We start from the raw sequence: 18,208 nt of genomic DNA on the forward strand, positions 1-18,208 counted from the left end.
AATGACAGAAGTAGTCGTTCTTGGAGCGGGTTATGCCGGTCTCAAAACTGTACGTGATTTGCAAAAACAATCAGGTGATTTTCATATTACCTTGATTGATCGTAATTCCTACCATTATGAAGCAACTGAACTTCATGAGATAGCTTCTGGTACTCACCAGCCAGATAAAATTACATTCCCAATTGTGGATGCTATTGATACTAAAAAAGTCACTTTTTTACAGGATAAGGTGGAAAAAGTTGATTGTGACGCTAAAACGATTCAACTAGAAAAAACTGGAAACATGTCTTATGATTACCTAGTGATTTCACTCGGTTTTCGTTCAGAAGGTTTCGGTATTCCAGGGGTTGTAGAAAACGCTCTTCAAATGGTTGATGTTGACTCAGCCAACCAAGTACATGAGCATGTTTTGTCAATGATGAAAAAATACCGCGAAACAAAGGATGCTAATCTTTTGAAACTAGTCATCTGTGGGGCTGGATTTACGGGGATTGAGTTGGCAGGAGCATTTGCTGATGAGAGAAGTGCTTACGCTGAAATAGCTGGTGTGAAACCAGAAGAAATCTCAATCACTTGTGTAGAAGCTATGGATAGCATTCTACCGATGTTTGACCGAGACATGGCGAACTATGCGATGGATGTTATTCAAAAACGTAACATCACTTTGATGCTCGGGGCAAAAATTAAAGAAATTCAAGACGGAAAAGTTGTTTACACCAAAGGTGATGATGAGGCACCTAACTTTGTAGAAGCTGGAACCATTGTTTGGACAACTGGTGTTAGTGGTAGTCAAGTTATGGAAGAATCAGGCTTTGAGCAACGCCGTGGTCGTGTCGTCGTTCAGTCGGACTTGCGTCATCCACATTATGAAACGGTTTACGTCATCGGGGATGTCTCTGCTTTCATGAATCCTGAAAGTAATCGGCCTTATCCAACAACCGCTCAAATTGCAACGCAAATGGGGAAACATACTGCTAAAAATTTGGCTCATCAATTAAGAGGTGAAGCAACAGAGGACTTTATTTATAATGAGCAAGGGACAGTTGCCTCAATTGGTAATACACATGGTTTGGGTAAGGTTGGTAAGATGTCTCTTAAAGGTTATCCTGCTTCTGTTATGAAAAAGGTCATTGTTGATAAATCACTTGTCGATATGGGTGGTTTGAAAGAACTGTTGGCCAAGGGACGCTTTGACTTTTACCATTAATCAGAACAAAATACGTTAGCAGAAAATCTTAGGAAATCCAATGGAAGAAGGATTTCTTAAAGTCAAATAAGATTATATTTTTCCCTGGAGGGGTTTTATGACAATTGAAACTTTGGCACGTTTGCAGTTTGCCATGACAACCGTTTTTCACTTTTTCTTTGTACCATTTACTATTGGGACATCGATTGTGGTTGCAATTATGGAAACTTGTTACGTGGTTACAAAAAATGAGGAGTACAAGAAGTTAACCAAGTTTTGGGGAAACATCATGTTGCTCAGTTTTGCGGTAGGTGTTGTGACGGGGATTATTCAGGAATTTCAATTTGGAATGAACTGGTCTGATTATTCTCGGTTTGTTGGAGATATTTTCGGTGCACCTTTGGCGGTTGAAGCACTCTTAGCTTTTTTCCTTGAGTCAACATTTTTGGGTCTCTGGATGTTCACATGGGATAATCCAAAGATTAGTAAGGTATTGCACGCTAGCTTTATCTGGTTAGTAGTCTTTGGGTCACTCATGTCTGCCTTTTGGATTCTGATTGCAAATAGCTTTATGCAACATCCAGTAGGTTATACGATTAAAAATGGTCGTGCACAGATGACGGATTTCTTTGCGCTTATCACCAACCATCAATTCTTCTATGAATTTTCACACGTTATCACTGGAGCTATTACCATGGGAGGTATTGTTGTGGCTGGTATGGCTGCTTTCCGTTTACTCAAGCGTGATACCTTAACAGATTCTGTTCAAAAGCTTTACCAAAAATCACTTCGCATTGGCTTATTAGTGGCTTTAGTAGGTTCGATTTCCGTTCTTGGGGCTGGGGATTTGCAGATGAAAGCTCTCATCAAGGATCAACCGATGAAATTTGCTGCCATGGAAGGTGGATACGAAGACTCTGGAGACCCTGCTGCTTGGACTGTTCTTGCCTGGGCTAATGAAGCAGAGCACAAACAGGTCTTTGGTGTTAAAGTGCCGTACATGTTGTCTATCCTGTCTTATGGTAAACCATCAGGTGCCGTTAAGGGGATGGAAACAGCCAATAAAGAATTAATCGAAAAGTATGGCGAACGTGATTACTTTCCAATGGTTAACTTACTCTTTTATGGTTTTCGTATCATGGCAGGTTTTGGCACACTGATGCTGGGTGTCTCTGCTGTTGGACTTTGGTTATCTCGTAAGAAAAAGCCTGTTTTATTTGAGAAAAATTGGATGCTGTGGGTGGTTGCCTTAACGACATTTGCGCCTTTCTTATCAAATAGCTTTGGTTGGATTATTACTGAAAATGGACGTTACCCTTGGACGGTCTACGGTCTCTTTACGATCAAGGAAAGTGTATCACCGAATGTGTCGGTAGCATCACTCTTGACGTCTAATATTGTTTACTTCTTGTTATTTAGTGGTTTGGCAGCAGCTATGATCACGTTTACCATTCGTGAGTTAAAACGTGGTCCGGAATATCAAGAGACTGCCTTAACCAATCAGTCTAGCATAGATCCATTTGAGAAAGGAGTGTACTAATGTCAGGTTTACAAATGTTCTGGTTTTTCCTAATCGGCCTACTCTTTTCCATGTTTTTCTTCTTAGAAGGATTTGACTTTGGAGTTGGAATGTCTGTTCAATCATTGGCCCATACTGACGAAGAAAAAGATCAAATAGTTAATACCATCGGTCCTGTTTGGGATGGTAACGAGGTCTGGTTACTAACAGCGGGCGGCTCTATGTTTGCCTCTTTCCCCTACTGGTACGCGTCTCTTTTCAGCGGTTATTATCTGATCTTCTTACTCATCTTAGTTGGATTGATTATTCGTGGGGTTTCGTTTGAATTTCGTTCCCACTGTAAGCCCAAGCAAAAGAATCTTTGGAACTGGACCTTGACCATAGGTTCAATCATGGTGCCCTTTTTCTTTGGTTTATTGTTTACTAGTTTGGTTCAGGGGATTCCGCTAGATGCGGCGGGAAATGTACAGGCTACTGTTACCGATTATATCAACCTATTCTCAGTTGTAGGTGGTCTCGCTGTAACCTTGCTAGCCTACCTTCATGGTTTAAACTATATTGCTCTTAAAACAGAAGGCCCTGTTCGTGAGCGTGCGCGGAACTATGCCACCTTGTTTTACTGGGTGCTTTATCTTGGGCTTGTTGCATTTGCTGTCTTACTGTTTTTCCAAACAGACTTCTTCCAAAAGCATACGGTGTTGACTAGTCTTTTGGTTCTCTTAATGGTTGGTTTAACAGTTCTGGCGCATGTTTCTGTCTTTCGGAAGAAAGAACTGACTGCTTTTTTAGCAAGTGGTTTTACTCTGATTGCAGTTGTTGTGCTTTTATTCCAGGGCTTATTCCCTCGTGTCATGATAAGCTCGACAAATTCAAAATTCGATTTGTTGATTGAAAACGCCTCTTCATCACCGTATACGCTTAAAATCATGTCTATCATCGCCTTAACCCTTGTCCCATTTGTATTAGCCTATGTGGCATGGTCCTACTATATTTTTAAAAAACGCGTTACCTTACCGACCGTTAAAACTGGAGGTCATTAATGTTTGACAAAGCCTTAACTCGCTTGTCTGGTTTTAAACAAATGGTTGGACTGCTTGTTGGATTGGATATCCTGCAAGCTTTCTTTATTATCGGACAAGCTTATTTTTTGAGTTTATCGATCACCCGTGTGTGGGAAGGGCATTCTCTCAAGAGGCAGATCAGCTGGATTATTCTCTTTTTCGTCTGTCACTTGGCTAGGCATATAATGACCTTCATGAAAGATAAGCTTTTAGATGATTTTTCGGCGAGAGAAGCCAAACGGATGCGTCAAAAGCTTCTAAAGAAATTATTTGATTTAGGTCCTGTCATCGTTCAGAAAGAAGGTGCTGGAAATACTATTACCATGGCGCTTGATGGTATCGATTTGGTCGAAAATTATATACATCTTATTCTCAATAAAATGATTAACATGAGTATCATCCCATGGATTATTTTAGCCTTTGTTTTTCTTTTGGATTGGGAATCTGGTCTTATTTTGACCATTGTCTTTCCAATCATTATCCTGTTTATGATAATTCTAGGTTTGGCAGCCAAAGCACGCGCTGACAAACAGTATGAAAGTTACCAAGTGTTATCCAATCATTTTCTTGACACCCTTCGGGGAATTGACACGCTCAAATTCCTAGGCATCTCAAAACGCTATGGTAGCAGCATTTATCAAACCAGTGAAAATTTCCGAAAAGCAACCATGAGTGCTTTAAGAATTGGAATATTATCAACGTTTGCCTTAGATTTTTTTACAACTCTCTCAATCGCAGTCGTAGCTGTTTTTCTTGGATTACGGCTCATTAAAGGGGAATTCGGTCTCTTACCAGCTTTAACGATCTTGATTTTAGCACCAGAATACTTTTTGCCTGTACGTGATTTTTCCAGTGATTACCATGCCACTCTAGATGGAAAAAATGCCATGCAAGCTATCGGAAAGATTTTAAAGCAAGATAGTATCCGTGGTCAACAAGTGGCCATCAACGATTGGAGTGAAACCAGCCAATTGTCATTAGAAAACATTGCGATTTCTTATGAGGATAAAACCCTTCTTGAGGGAACTTCTTACCAAGTTCAAGGCTTTAAAACCGTAGCTTTAATTGGAATGAGCGGTTCTGGTAAATCAAGTCTCGTTAATCTCATCAGTGGTTTTTTGGATAAGTCAGCAGGAAAAATCCTAATTGATGGAGAAGAAGTGCCTAATCTTAATCAAGACAATTGGCAAAGACAAGTTATTTATATCCCACAGTCGCCTTATCTCTTTGATCTTAGTTTGAAAGAAAATATTGCCTTTTATACCCCACAAGCTTCCTTAAAAGACATCCAAGAAGCTATCAGAGTTGTTGGTTTAGAAGAATTTGTGGAAGGGCTACCTGATGGCTTAGATACTATGATTGGTGGCGGTTCGCGCCCTCTTAGTGGTGGTCAGGCGCAGCGCATTGCCTTGGCTCGTGCGTTTCTAGATAACTCACGCCGTGTCATGATTTTGGATGAGCCAACAGCGCATTTGGATATTGAAACAGAGTTAGAGTTAAAGACCAAGATTTTGCCACTTTTTAAAAATCGTCTGGTTTTCCTTGCAACGCATCGTTTGCATTGGTTAGCTGATGTGGATGATATTCTTGTCCTTGATGATGGTCAATTAGTCGAACAAGGGACTTATAATGACTTATGGGCTCAAAAGGGCCAATTATATCAACTGGTAACAGCCATGGGAGGTGGTCAAGATGTTTAAATGGTCTATGGTAGAGACGTTAAAAAAAGATCACTGGGTCAAACCCTTTTTCAAACAATACCGTAACTGGTTTTACCTTGCACTTTTTTTGGGATTTATAACCCTTTTTAGTGGAGCAGCCCTCATGTTTGTCTCGGGACTTTTGATTTCCAAATCAGCCTCCATGCCAAGTAATATTCTTTTGGTTTACATCCCTATTGTCTTGACTCGTGCATTTGGGATCAGTCGTCCTTTGTTTCGCTATTTAGAACGCTTGACCAGTCATAATTGGGTCTTGAAAATTACGTCTAAGCTACGCTTAAAACTTTATCAGTCACTGGAAAAACGCGCCGCTTTCATCAAGAAAGATTTTCGTTTAGGAGACATGTTAGGTCTATTGGCTGAAGATATTAATCATCTGCAAAATCTGTATTTGAGAACTGTCTTTCCAACACTCATAGCATGGCTTTTATATACGGTTATTATTATCGGCTTAGGCTATTTCTCCTGGTGGTTTGCTTTGGTCATGCTGTTCTTGTTAGGGCTCTTGGTTTTTGTTATGCCGGTATACTCCTTAGTCTTCAATGGTGCCCGTCAAGCTAGAGAAAAAGAAATTAAAAACCGCCTCTACCAAGAACTGACAGATAATATTATCGGAATTTCTGATTGGATTTTTAGTCAGCGCGGAGAAGATTATGTTGGCCTTCATGAAGCTAGCCAAGCTGAACTCTTAGAAATTCGAGACAAGATAAAACGATTTAACCGAAGACGACATCTTATGTTTGAAGCCATCTTTGGCTTAATAGTAACACTTGTTCTAGTATGGGCTAGTTACCGTTTCCCTGGAAATCACGGTAGTATGGCTAACTGGATAGCTGCCTTTGTCTTGGCCATTTTCCCATTAGCAGATGCCTTTGCCGGTTTGTCAGCTGCTAGTCAAGAAACGGTTATCTATCATGATTCCATTATTCGTTTAAATGATTTGGATGATAGCGTGGATCACGAAAAGCTATCTAAAGCCCCTGTGACTAGATCACTTGATATTGCTATGACTAACCTTGGCTTTCATTATCAGGACAATGCAGCGTTTATTTTGAAAGATGTTAACTTAGCCATTCCTCAAGGTCAAAAGGTGGCTATTCTTGGGCGTAGTGGTACAGGAAAATCAACTTTAGCTAGTCTTATCAGAGGTGATTTAAGAGCCAGTCAAGGTAGTGTCACCCTCGCTGGCATTGAAACGTCTGATTTTGGTGACGCTATCGCAGAGAAGATTGGCATTATGCAACAAAATCCTTATTTATTCAACACAAGTATTTTGAATAACTTGAGATTGGGCAACGCCAATGCTTCTGAAGAAGCTATTTGGAGAGTTCTTGAGCAGGTTGGCTTGAAAGACATGATTGCAAAGTTGCCTCATCAATTGGAAACACAGGTGGATGAGACTGGGCTTCGTTTTTCAGGAGGAGAACGTCATCGCTTAGCTTTGGCGCGAATACTACTCAAACAAACGCCTATTGTTATTCTTGATGAACCAACAGTAGGTCTTGATCCTGTTACAGAAATGGGGCTTATTAACACCATTATGTCTGCCTTTAATCACCAAACGGTTATTTGGATTACCCATCACTTAAAGGGAATTGAAAAAGTGGATCGTGTTCTTTTTTTGGAGCATGGTCAACTCGTCATGGATGGTAATCCTCATGACTTATTGTCAACGAACGAACGATTCGCCCAGCTAAAAGCAGTAGATGATGGACGTTTCACAGGATAAGAAAAGATGCTGGACCATGTGTCCAACATCTTTTTTAAATACTGCGTTTTAGCAGTTCTTTGGTTAATCGTGATAGGATGTTACGTTCCTTGTTGCGCGGTAGTTTTTGAATATCTTCCAGAGCTTTGTTGGTGAAACGTTGCGCTAATGCCTTGGCCTTATCGATCCCTTGATTTTCTCGAACCAAGCTTGACACTGTCTTGATATCAACTTGGGTTATGTTTTCTTTTTTATTGAGTAACTCCTGAAAAGCTGCTGGATTTGTTTCCATTGCTAGTAGTAGCGGCAGCGAATAAACACCAGTTGTTAAATCCTCTAAAACAGGCTTATTGAACTTTTCTTTATCAGCACTGTAATCCAAAATATCATCAAGAATTTGAAAAGCCATACCAATGTTATGACCGATGTGGCCTGCCAAACGAATAATGTCTTTGTTGGCTTCGGAGAAGTAAGCTCCCTCACGACAAGCTAATTGAAAGAGAGCGGCAGTTTTACCAGAAACAGCTCTAAGATAATCTCTGACTTTTTGGTCTTGATGATAACGAAGTTGCATTTGGTCCAATTCCCCAACCAAAATTTTCTTCATAGTTTTGGCATTGACAGCCATGTAAGGAGAACCATTCATATTCCTTAGAACCAAATCAAAGAAAACGGTGAAGAGAAAGTCACCGGTATAAACAGCGACATCTTTGCCAAACTGTGATTGAATCGTAACAGTGCCTCGTCTAAGCGGTGAATCATCAATAATATCATCGTGGATAAGAGTTGCCATATGGAGAATTTCCAAGGAAGCAGCGATTTCTATTAGAGAGTGATTGGTTTTAGGGTTCTCAGGTCCAAAACTCGTAAATAAAAAGAAAAATGCTGGTCTGAGATATTTTCCACCAGACTTAGTTAGAGTTTCTAGAGCAGACCTTATATCGTCATTGCGAACCTGAATAGATTGTTCAATCAGAAGACGAGTTTTATTGAGATTATTGTTTAAGTCAGGATACTGTTTCCATTGGGTGGACATCTGTATCATCCTTTCACGCTATGATATTTCATTTTACGCTAAATGAATCAAATTCACCAGTATTATGTCAGTTGACTTTTAAGAGATTTGCCAACCATCAGGAAGTGATGATTGAAAGTCTCGAAGTGGTTTTAGCTTGGTTAATAAATAATTTCCTGTGAGACCAACGAAAAAACCAGAGAGAATGCCACTGAATGACAAAACCGGCAGATAATTTAAGACCAACCAAGACTGTCCAATCAGGGCAAAGACAAGTAATTGTCCGATATTATGCATGATCCCTCCCATAACTGAAATGCCAATAACGCTGACGCGTTTGGGACCTAGTGCCTTAATCCATACCATCATCAAATAACTTAGCAAAGTGCCTGCTAAACCATATAAGAAGGTAGAAAAGGTGCCACTCAGAAAAGTTGAAACCAATAGTCGGAAGGTAACAACTTTAGCACTATCCTTGAAAGGCAGAGTAAATAGGGAAATGATGGTAATGAGATTTCCTAAACCCAGCTTGGCACCTGGGGCAAAAGCAAAAGGTGTTGGAAGGAAACGTTCAAAAAAGGAAATGACCACTGCTTGAGCAACGAGCATGGTGATGAACATTAGTTTGCGATTGGAATTTGTCATAGGTCTATTTTACCATAAAACGCAGTCCTTATTTTTGTGAAATAAATCCCAAAGTATGTTGTTTAATACTAATTAGTCTGATATAATTGTAAGCGTATTATGAAAAATAAATAGGGGGATTTAGCTATGACAAAAGACATTGTTGTCGTTGGTGCCGGTTATGCAGGAGTGACTGCCGCTCGCCAATTAGCTAAAAAATACAAAAAAGACAAGGATGTGACGATTACCTTAATCGATAAAAATTCCTTTCAAACTTATATGACTGAACTGCACGAAGTTGCCGCTGGCCGTGTGGAACCAGAAGCCATCAAATACGATTTGCAACGTATTTTTAAAAAATATCCCAAAGTCAACTTGGTAACAGACAAAGTTGTCTCAATTGATTATGACAATAAAAAAGTGGTTGCTGAACATCAAACGCTGACTTTTGATTATTTGCTCTTGGCCATGGGTAGCGAAGCCAATGACTTTGGAACACCAGGTGTGAAAGAAAATGCTTTTACCCTCTGGTCAATTGAAGCAGCCGAAAAACTTCATGATCACATCGTTAATTCCTGCTTGCAAGCGATGGGGGAACACGATGAGGCTAAACGTCGTGCTCTGTTAACCTTCACTGTTATCGGTGCTGGTTTTACCGGTATCGAGATGGTTGGTGAACTTATTGATTGGGTGCCCATTTTAGCGAAACGCTACAAACTCGATCCAGAAGAATTCTCACTCAAGGTTGTCGAAGCGACGCCGAATATCCTCAGCATGGTGACTGAGAAAGAACAGACAAAAGCCCGTAAATACCTTGAGAAAAAGGGAGTTGAATTGGTTCTCTCCGACGGTGTTGTCAGTGTTGATAAAGAATCATTGACTCTTTCGTCTGGTCGTGTTATTCTAACCTACACGTCAATCTGGACAGCTGGGGTGAAAGCCAATACTGACGCAGCAAACTTTGGTATTGACCAAGCGCGTGCAGGTCGTCTCGTGGCAAACCAATACATGGAAGCCGAAGGCAAAGAAAATGTTTACCTAGCAGGCGATATCATGTACTACGAAGATGGCTCTCAAGAAGGTCGTCCAGTTCCTCAGATAGTACAAGCCGCTGAACAGACAGGTCATACGGCAGCGCATAATATTATCGCAGCGATTAGCGGAGGTGAAAAAGAAACCTTCAAAGGAAAATATGATGGTTTCCTTATTTCCATCGGCACTAAGTATACTGTTGCCTTTGTCATGGATAAGTATCATGTCTCAGGTTTTATAGCCAGTGCTATGAAACACTTCACTAATCTTCTATACTTCTTTACTATCCGTAGTTTTTACAATATTGGTGCTTACATGCGTCATGAATTTTTTGACGTCGCAAATGGACGAAACATGTTCGGTAGCCATACATCAAGTAAAGGAAATCGTATGTGGTTAGTGCCACTGCGTATCTTCTATGGTTCTGTTTGGTTGCTGGAAGGGGTTAAGAAGGCCTTTGGGCTATTTGGAACCCAATCGTGGTTTGGTGATAAGGTCGTTTTCCCGTTTCCGTGGTTGCAAGAGGTAGCTGAAGCCACTTCAGGAGCTTCAGAGACAGTTGCTTCTTCAGAAGTCGTATCAGCAGCGTCTCAAGTAGCAGAAGGTGCCGCGCAAGCAACTACAGAAGCGAGTCATCAAATCTTTAGTTTGAGCTATGCCTATGGTGAGGAGCCAATGCAAGTCTTGAAAGAAATGCCAGATTGGTTTGCCTCAATCATGAAATTCATGTTGCCAAACCAAGAAGTGGCTCTCTTCATGCAGAAAATGATGACCTGTGTTGAGATTGCCATTGGCCTTGCCCTTATTGTTGGTGCCTTTGTGTGGTTGGTATCAGCTGTAACAGCAGCCTTCGTTCTTATGTTTAGTCTTTCAGGAATGTTCTTCTGGGTAAACATTTGGTTCATCCCAGTTGCTCTTGCTCTGATGGCCGGAGCGGGACGCTCCTTTGGGCTTGACTACTGGATAATGCCATGGTTAGGCCGTTGCCTTGATCAGTGGATTTATGGAAAGCCGAGCCATCTCTACAGACGTTAATAAGGATGATAGGATTTCTAAAAAATCCATGCTATAATAAGAATAAGGTTATCTTATGGTGGTTGTATTGACTAACCTGAGATAGCCTTTCTTTTTAAATTAGTCGAAAAAACGAGTCATTTGTTAATAAGGAGTTTTACGTGGTACATCACATTTGGGATGACTTCCCAGAGATTCAAAAAGGCTTAGAATCAGTTAGAACAATTATGATCTCGGAATTATCAGTGATACATCCAGAGGTTAAAGAAAAGATTATTGATTATATGGAAGCTCCTGGAAAGTATTTGCGATCAGGTTTGTGCCTTTTGCTTTCTCAATCTAAAACAGGGCATATTCCAGAAGGAAAACTTTACCTTGCAGTTTATTTGGAAACCTTACATTTAGCGACGTTAATCCATGACGATGTCATTGATGAAGCGGATAGTCGTCGTGGTTTGCAAGTCATGAATAAATCCTTTTCAAACCGCATTGCCATCTATGCCGGAGACTATTTGCTGGCCTATGCTAATCAATTTTTACGGAAAGCTTCTGAGCTCTTAGATATCGGCAAAGAAGAGCAAGAGCTGGGCAAGCATAAGGTGATTGAGCGCATTTTGGTAGGTGAGTTGGCGCAATTAATGAACCAATACGATTATCAGGTGTCTATGAAAGCTTATCTGAAGCAAATTAAAGGGAAGACGGCCACACTTTTTGCATTAGCCTGCCAAATGGGGGCTTGGGAAAAAGGGACCACAAAGCGAGAATCTCGCTTAGCCTATCGTCTAGGACAATCTATTGGTATGGCTTTTCAAATCAGTGATGATCTGATTGATTACCAAATTGATGAGAAAAACTCAGGCAAACCTCGAATGCAGGATATTCAAAATGGAATCTATACAGCACCTTTCTTATTTGCCAGAGAAACGGATCATCAACTTATTGACCATTTCCAATTAGAACAGAAAAAAGACTGGTCAGAAGAAGAGTTAAGAGACTTTTACCATCGCTTGACTCAGGCACAAGCTTTCGAAAAAACAGAACAATTAATAAAAGCTTATCTAGGAAAAATGAAAGAACAAAGCCAAAAACTCTTGCCTCCTGATAAAGCAGAAGAATTAGTAAGTTTCCTATTTAAGGTAATGGATAGGCAATTTTAATCAGAGCTTTACAAAAAAGAACTAGTAGTGGCTAGTTCTTTTTACTATTCAGCTAGTCAACCATGATAACTTATATTATTAAAATTACTGAAAAAGGAGTATAATACTCAATGAAAACCAGAAGTGGACTAGGCGTCGCTGATGCAGATAGAACTATGTTCTGTCAAATCAAGTCAATAAGGTCTCTTTTTGAGTTTTGAAAACTATAAGTCCAAAAGGAAAGAGGTAATCCATGAAAGTAGCTACTTTTATACAGCCGTATGAGATGACGGTAACAGAAACTGAAAAATCACAAATTGAGGAGTCAACTGATGCCGTCATTCGAGTGGTCCGTGCCTGTGTCTGTGGTTCAGATTTATGGTGGTATCGTGGGATTTCTCAAAAAGAATCTGGAACGTTCGCCGGTCATGAAGCTATCGGTGTTGTTGAAGCAGTTGGAAGTGACGTGACTCAGGTTAGACCTGGCGACTTTGTTGTTGTTCCTTTTACGCATGGTTGTGGTCATTGTGCTACCTGTAAGGCAGGTTTTGACGGCAATTGTCAACACTATCAATCAGGCCCTATTATTGGCTACCAAGCAGAGTACATGCGTTATCGTAATGCTGACTGGGCCTTGGTCAAAATCCCTGGTCAGCCAGAAGATTATTCTGACGACCAACTGAAATCACTCCTAACCTTGTCTGATGTCATGGCGACCGGTTTTCATGCGGCTAAGACAGCTGAAGTTAAGTCAGGTGACACGGTGGTTGTTATGGGGGATGGAGCGGTTGGTCTCTGCGGTGTTATTGGTGCCAAACTTTTGGGTGCTGACCGTATTATTGCCATGAGTAAATACCCTGATCGTCAAGCCTTGGCTAAAGAATTCGGTGCAACTGATATCATTGCGGAACGTGGTGATGAAGCTGTCAATCGGGTCATGGAACTGACTGGCGGAACGGGAGTCGATGCTATTTTAGAGTGTGTTGGTACTGAGCAATCAGTGGACACAGCCATTAATGTTGCACGTCCAGGCGCCATTATTGGTCGTGTAGGAATTCCACAAAACGAGAACATGAACACCAACCAACTCTTTTTTAAGAATATCGGACTTCGTGGCGGCATTGCTTCTGTCACGACATTTGACAAAGAAATTCTACTAGAAGCTGTTTTATCAGGACAGATTAACCCAGGAAAGGTCTTTACAAAAGCGTTTGCTTTGGATGAGATACAGGCTGCTTATGAAGCGATGGATAAGCGAGAAGCGATTAAGTCTTTGATTGTTTTTTAAGGAGATGATATTAAAAAGTTGAGCAGCCTTAAACGCTCAGCTTTTTTAGTTGGTAATGCTAATCTGACCAAAGGGGTTATTTTCTCAAAAAAGAGTGATCCAATCAGTCAAGTGATGTTAAGTACTTTCAAACTGACCGTTTAATAACTTTTTGCTATGGTGACTAGGTTATATCCGTTGACTATATCGGTCAAAAGTTGTAAATTATACCCTGGAGGAATTTATGAATAAAAAAATATCGACTAAAGTCTTTATGTGGTCAGCAGCCATAACTGTCTTGTTAGTAATGTTAGGGATTGTCATTCCAAAGCCGTTTCAAACGACAACACAGCACTTGAGAAACGTTATTACGACAAACTTTGGTTGGCTTTACTTGCTATTAGTAACGACTATTTTAATGTTTTGTATTTTCTTTATTGTTAGTCCACTTGGACAGATTCGTCTGGGGAATCCAAATTCTAAACCAGAACATGACACCGCATCTTGGATTGCGATGATGTTCTCAGCGGGTATGGGAATTGGCTTGGTCTTCTACGGAGCAGCAGAGCCCTTGAGTCACTTTGCCATCTCAACACCTAATGCACCACTGCAATCACAAGAGGCTCTGGCCGATTCATTCCGTTTTACCTTTTTCCACTGGGGTGTCCACGCTTGGGCTGTTTATGCGTTGGTTGCATTAGCACTTGCTTATTTTGGTTTTCGTAAAAAAGAAAAATACCTCTTGTCTGTTACTTTGAAACCATTTTTTGGTGAGAGAGTAAATGGACCATTAGGAACGATTGTTGACACTATTACGGTTTTAGCGACGGTTATTGGGGTGGCGACAACACTTGGTTTTGGTGCCGCTCAAATCAATGGCGGTCTGTCATATGTCTTTGGTCTTCCTAATAACCAGTTTGTACAGATTATTATTATTGTTATCACAACTGGGCTTTTTATCATGTCAGCTTTGTCTGGTCTAGGTAAAGGGGTTAAAATTTTATCAAATATTAATTTGATTTTAGCCATAGGTCTCTTAGCTTTAGCGATTATCCTAGGACCAACAGTTACTATTTTTGATACCTTTACAGAAGCTATTGGTCTTTACCTTCAAAACTTTTTCCGCATGAGTTTCCGGGCGGCAGCTTTTGATAATGCTAAACGGACCTGGATTAACAACTGGACTGTCTTTTATTGGGCTTGGTGGATTTCTTGGTCACCATTTGTTGGGGTCTTTATTGCTCGTATTTCTAAAGGACGTACTATCCGAGAATTTTTAACCGTAGTCCTTTTGGTACCAACTGTTTTGAGTTTCCTTTGGTTTTCATCATTTGGTACACTTGCCAATAATGTCCAAATGGCGGGTACAGATTTAACAGGTTATGCAACAGAAGAAATTCTTTTTGCGACATTTGGGCAATATCCAATGGGGATTATTTTATCAATTGTTGCTATTATCTTAGTTTCAACCTTCTTTATTACCTCAGCTGATTCAGCGACTTATGTTTTAGCGATGCTGACAGAAGATGGCCATTTGAACCCAACGAATCGCAAAAAATTAATTTGGGGTGTTGCCTTAGCAGGAATTGCTATTGCACTCTTGCTTTCAGGTGGTTTAAATGCTCTTCAAAATACCTTGATTATTGCTGCTTTGCCATTTTCAGTTGTTCTTATCTTAGTGCTCTTTGCCCTTTTAAAGGAGCTTTATCACGAGAAAAACGAAATGGGACTTGAGATCACACCAGATCGTCAACCTAAGAAAAATGAACCATTCCGTTCATACGAAGATTAAACAAGTAACGTTTGTTACTGTTAGTGGCTGATTACAGCCAGAAAGGAGAGGAGACCTTTTGTCTTCTCTTTTTTGTGTTCAAAATCCCAAATGACTTAACCTCAGCGTGTTTAAGACTTTCTAAATGACCAGATTACGTTAGACACTCTCAGCTAGTTCAGAGAAGGTGATATTAGGTTTACTATTAGTTTGATCAAGAAGATAGTGGCACAAAGCCAGTACAACTAGGATTCAATAACTACTGGTACGGCAAAGTCATTACATTTTTGTAAAGAAGTTCAGATATAATCCTTGACTGTCTTGAAAAAAGTCCATCTGCCTAAGCCATTCGTGGTCCCTTTGTCAATTGCTAAAAGGCTTTATTTAAAGAGATTGCTGCCGATATTATTTACCAAGAAGGATGTTTTAGATGAAGACATCACCTCAATCAGAAAGACACGAGGACTTTAGCTGACAGATGTTTCTAATAGCGTAATCGTTTATACTCTTCAAAAATCAAAAGAAGTCTAGGAGGTGCCGATGTAGATATATTTGAAGTTTATCAAATCAAGTCAACAAGTTCTGCTTTGCTTTTCATTAAGTATTAGGTGACGTCTCCTAGCTAAATGGGGATCTTTAGCTATGCCAAACATAAATTATTCTTTGTGTCTAGCATAATCTTATACTTCAGAAACTAAAGATTGACTTAGAACTTGTGGTATAATAAAGATTATCAATACCAAGAAAGTAAAATTATGGCAGATCAAGTAGATATTAATCGTTATCATCAACTAGCCCTTCAAAAACAGGATGTTCATCGTAAATTTCTTGCCAAACTCAAGAAAAAACCACCTAAACAGCTAGATAAAATCACCAAAGAACTTCATGAGCAAGTCTTTAGCGAGATTGATTGCACCAAGTGTGCCAACTGTTGTAGAGATTTAGGACCTGATCTGACAGAAGCAGATATTACCCGTATGTCAAAACTCTTTCGCATGACATTATCAAGCTTTGAAAAGACTTATCTTCGCGTAGACGAAGATGGTGACAAGGTTTTTAAGGCCATGCCATGCCCATTCCTAGGACCTGACAATCTCTGTGATGTCTACGATGCTAGGCCCAAAGCTTGCGCAGCCTTTCCCCATACAGATCGCAAGCGTATCTATCAAATTAATCACCTGACCTTAAAAAATACACTTATTTGTCCAGCTGCCTATCTTTTCGTTGAAAAATTACGACAACGATTAGACTACTAAAAAGATGATGGAAAAGTTTGTCTATCTTGATTCAAGATTAAGCTAGAATGCCGACTACTTTCGGCTTTTTTCAGTCATTAAAAATTATTACAATTTGCTAAGGCTTAACAATCAAGTCAGGATGAAGAAGAATGGGTTTTAGCTGACAAGACCTATTTTGGAATACTTCTTTTGTCTTAAAAACCTAGAACATAACCGTTTTCTACGGCAGGAGACGATCGCATCGTTTAGAAAGGTAAACCGAGCATGACGTTCCAAATCATAAAACCTGCTGTTCAGAGATATTGATGATGTCATTGTTGTCACGACGAGCTCTAATGATTTAGATAGACCTTATATAACTTAGACCAGTTAGAGAGTTGACCAAACTATCGTTACATAAAGATAGACTTTTTTGCAATAAAACTAGTTTTTTCTTGACTTAGAGTTAGTCTAACTTGATACAATATAAGCGAAGGAGTGTTCAATGCCTACAATCAAAGATATATCAGAAATGATAGGCATTTCTGCACATGCCATTCGGTTTTATGAAAAAGAAGGTATGGTGGAGATTCCGAGAAATTCAAGAGGCATTCGTCAATTTGATGATGCTAGTATTAGCCGCTTGAAGGCTATTGTGCATTATCGTAGGGTGGGGATGTCCTTAGAGGATATCCGACGTATTTTAGCAGAGTATCACAATCATGCCTTGTCAACTGAGCTTTTGGAGAAAACCCAACTTGAGTTGGAAAAGCAAATCGCAGAACTCCAAGAAACCCATCGCTATCTGATGGCAAAAATAAAAATTCATCGCCGCTTGGCTGAGCTGGAAAAACAAAGTTTGTCAGATGTCGAGTGGGCTGATTACGACAGGCTCAGATAAAAAAGATTTATCAGAGAGAACACTTTTTAATCATAGCTAGTAAATAACCGATGACAAACGAGTCATCAAGGAGGATTTTATGGAAAATTATACACTTTCTAACGGCGTTCAAATCCCTAAAATTGGATTTGGAACATGGCAAATTCCTGACGGAGATGAAGCATATAATAGTGTTTCACATGCGCTTAAAGTTGGTTACAATCACGTTGATACCGCTCAAGTTTATGGTAATGAAGTGAGTGTTGGAAAAGCAATCGCTGACAGCAATCTTGCGCGTGAAGATATCTTTTTAACCACCAAGGTATGGAATGACAAGCACGATTATGAGTTGGCTAAGGCTTCCATTGATGAATCACTTGAAAAACTAGGCGTCTCATACGTTGATCTTCTCTTGATTCATTGGCCAAATCCAAAACCAATCCGTGACCACTGGAAAGAAGGAAACGCTGGCGCTTGGAAAGCAATGGAAGAAGCTTATAAAGAAGGTAAAGTAAAAGCTATTGGGGTCTCTAACTTTATGCAACATCATATTGAAGCCCTTCTTGAAACAGCTGAAATCAAACCGCATGTTAACCAAGTTCTTCTAGCACCAGGATGTCCACAAGATGAGCTGGTTGCATTTTGTAAAGATAATGACATTCTGTTGGAAGCTTATAGTCCACTTGGGACTGGAACCATTTTCTCTAACGATACCGCAAAAGCAGTCGCTGAAGCAAATGGCAAATCCGTTGCCCAAGTTGCCCTTCGTTGGAGTCTTCAAAAAGGCTTCTTGCCACTTCCAAAATCAGTAACGCCAAAAAACATCGAGTCAAACCTTGACATCTTTGATTTTGAGTTATCAGCAGAAGACATGGCAACCTTGGATACTATCGAAGGAGTAAAAGCTCAGAAAGATCCAGACACAACTGATTTCTAATAACAGTAACTAACCAAGATGATTATCATCTTGGTTTTTTCTAGTCCCCCATTGATTTTTAAAGAACGGTAATATGTTATAATACCTTACCTATTACCAATTTCAACTCTTCGAAATCAG

14 protein-coding genes are annotated in these 18,208 nt (G+C 39.9%); 12 read left to right on the top strand and 2 right to left on the bottom strand.

The window, feature by feature from the left end; all coding sequences use genetic code 11:
• The first annotated feature begins 1 nt into the window (after nucleotide 1).
• From A2G56_RS01915 to cydC, 5 genes are all read left to right on the top strand, one after another.
• A complete protein-coding gene (locus tag A2G56_RS01915; RefSeq protein ID WP_062708257.1) occupies nucleotides 2–1,207 on the top strand; it encodes an NAD(P)/FAD-dependent oxidoreductase in 1,206 nt (401 codons plus the stop codon).
• A gap of 97 nt (nucleotides 1,208–1,304) precedes the next feature.
• Nucleotides 1,305–2,726 (top strand): cytochrome ubiquinol oxidase subunit I, encoded by a 1,422-nt coding sequence (locus A2G56_RS01920; protein WP_062708259.1) that lies wholly within the window; start codon nucleotides 1,305–1,307, stop codon nucleotides 2,724–2,726.
• Nucleotides 2,726–3,745, top strand: coding sequence for a cytochrome d ubiquinol oxidase subunit II (gene cydB, locus A2G56_RS01925; protein ID WP_062708261.1), 1,020 nt, complete (start codon nucleotides 2,726–2,728; stop codon nucleotides 3,743–3,745). Before A2G56_RS01920 ends, cydB begins: the two co-directional genes overlap by 1 nt.
• Nucleotides 3,745–5,466: a thiol reductant ABC exporter subunit CydD gene (gene cydD / locus A2G56_RS01930; RefSeq protein ID WP_062708264.1), complete on the top strand. Its 1,722-nt coding sequence runs from the start codon at nucleotides 3,745–3,747 to the stop codon at nucleotides 5,464–5,466. The genes cydB and cydD overlap by 1 nt, the downstream gene beginning before the upstream one ends.
• Nucleotides 5,459–7,216, top strand: coding sequence for a thiol reductant ABC exporter subunit CydC (gene cydC, locus A2G56_RS01935; RefSeq protein ID WP_062708267.1), 1,758 nt, complete (start codon nucleotides 5,459–5,461; stop codon nucleotides 7,214–7,216). The genes cydD and cydC overlap by 8 nt, the downstream gene beginning before the upstream one ends.
• Nucleotides 7,217–7,250: 34 nt before the next feature.
• On the opposite strand, the gene A2G56_RS01940 is transcribed toward cydC, so the two are convergent.
• Together A2G56_RS01940 and A2G56_RS01945 are read right to left on the bottom strand one after the other, a co-directional pair.
• Nucleotides 7,251–8,231 (bottom strand): polyprenyl synthetase family protein, encoded by a 981-nt coding sequence (locus A2G56_RS01940; RefSeq protein WP_062708270.1) that lies wholly within the window; start codon nucleotides 8,229–8,231, stop codon nucleotides 7,251–7,253.
• A gap of 78 nt (nucleotides 8,232–8,309) precedes the next feature.
• On the bottom strand, nucleotides 8,310–8,855 hold the full coding sequence (locus tag A2G56_RS01945) for a Gx transporter family protein (RefSeq protein ID WP_062708273.1): 546 nt from the start codon (nucleotides 8,853–8,855) through the stop codon (nucleotides 8,310–8,312).
• Nucleotides 8,856–8,981: 126 nt separating this feature from the next.
• On the opposite strand from A2G56_RS01945, the gene A2G56_RS01950 reads away from it, so the two are divergent.
• The 7 genes from A2G56_RS01950 (at nucleotide 8,982) to A2G56_RS01980 (ending at nucleotide 18,088) form a co-directional block, all read left to right on the top strand.
• Nucleotides 8,982–10,901: an NAD(P)/FAD-dependent oxidoreductase gene (locus A2G56_RS01950; protein ID WP_062708277.1), complete on the top strand. Its 1,920-nt coding sequence runs from the start codon at nucleotides 8,982–8,984 to the stop codon at nucleotides 10,899–10,901.
• Between the two features lie 140 nt (nucleotides 10,902–11,041).
• Nucleotides 11,042–12,037: a polyprenyl synthetase family protein gene (locus A2G56_RS01955; RefSeq protein ID WP_062708280.1), complete on the top strand. Its 996-nt coding sequence runs from the start codon at nucleotides 11,042–11,044 to the stop codon at nucleotides 12,035–12,037.
• Between the two features lie 232 nt (nucleotides 12,038–12,269).
• Nucleotides 12,270–13,304: a zinc-dependent alcohol dehydrogenase family protein gene (locus A2G56_RS01960; RefSeq protein ID WP_062708283.1), complete on the top strand. Its 1,035-nt coding sequence runs from the start codon at nucleotides 12,270–12,272 to the stop codon at nucleotides 13,302–13,304.
• A gap of 223 nt (nucleotides 13,305–13,527) precedes the next feature.
• Nucleotides 13,528–15,075 (top strand): BCCT family transporter, encoded by a 1,548-nt coding sequence (locus A2G56_RS01965; protein WP_062708286.1) that lies wholly within the window; start codon nucleotides 13,528–13,530, stop codon nucleotides 15,073–15,075.
• Between the two features lie 734 nt (nucleotides 15,076–15,809).
• Nucleotides 15,810–16,310 carry a YkgJ family cysteine cluster protein gene (locus A2G56_RS01970; protein ID WP_062712370.1) on the top strand — a complete coding sequence of 167 codons (501 nt, stop codon included), beginning with the start codon at nucleotides 15,810–15,812 and terminating at the stop codon, nucleotides 16,308–16,310.
• A gap of 466 nt (nucleotides 16,311–16,776) precedes the next feature.
• A complete protein-coding gene (locus A2G56_RS01975; protein WP_062708288.1) occupies nucleotides 16,777–17,172 on the top strand; it encodes a MerR family transcriptional regulator in 396 nt (131 codons plus the stop codon).
• A gap of 79 nt (nucleotides 17,173–17,251) precedes the next feature.
• Nucleotides 17,252–18,088, top strand: coding sequence for an aldo/keto reductase (locus A2G56_RS01980; RefSeq protein ID WP_062708290.1), 837 nt, complete (start codon nucleotides 17,252–17,254; stop codon nucleotides 18,086–18,088).
• The last annotated feature ends 120 nt before the right edge of the window (nucleotides 18,089–18,208 follow it).

It is taken from the genome of Streptococcus halotolerans (genome assembly GCF_001598035.1).
GTDB lineage: Bacteria > Bacillota > Bacilli > Lactobacillales > Streptococcaceae > Streptococcus > Streptococcus halotolerans.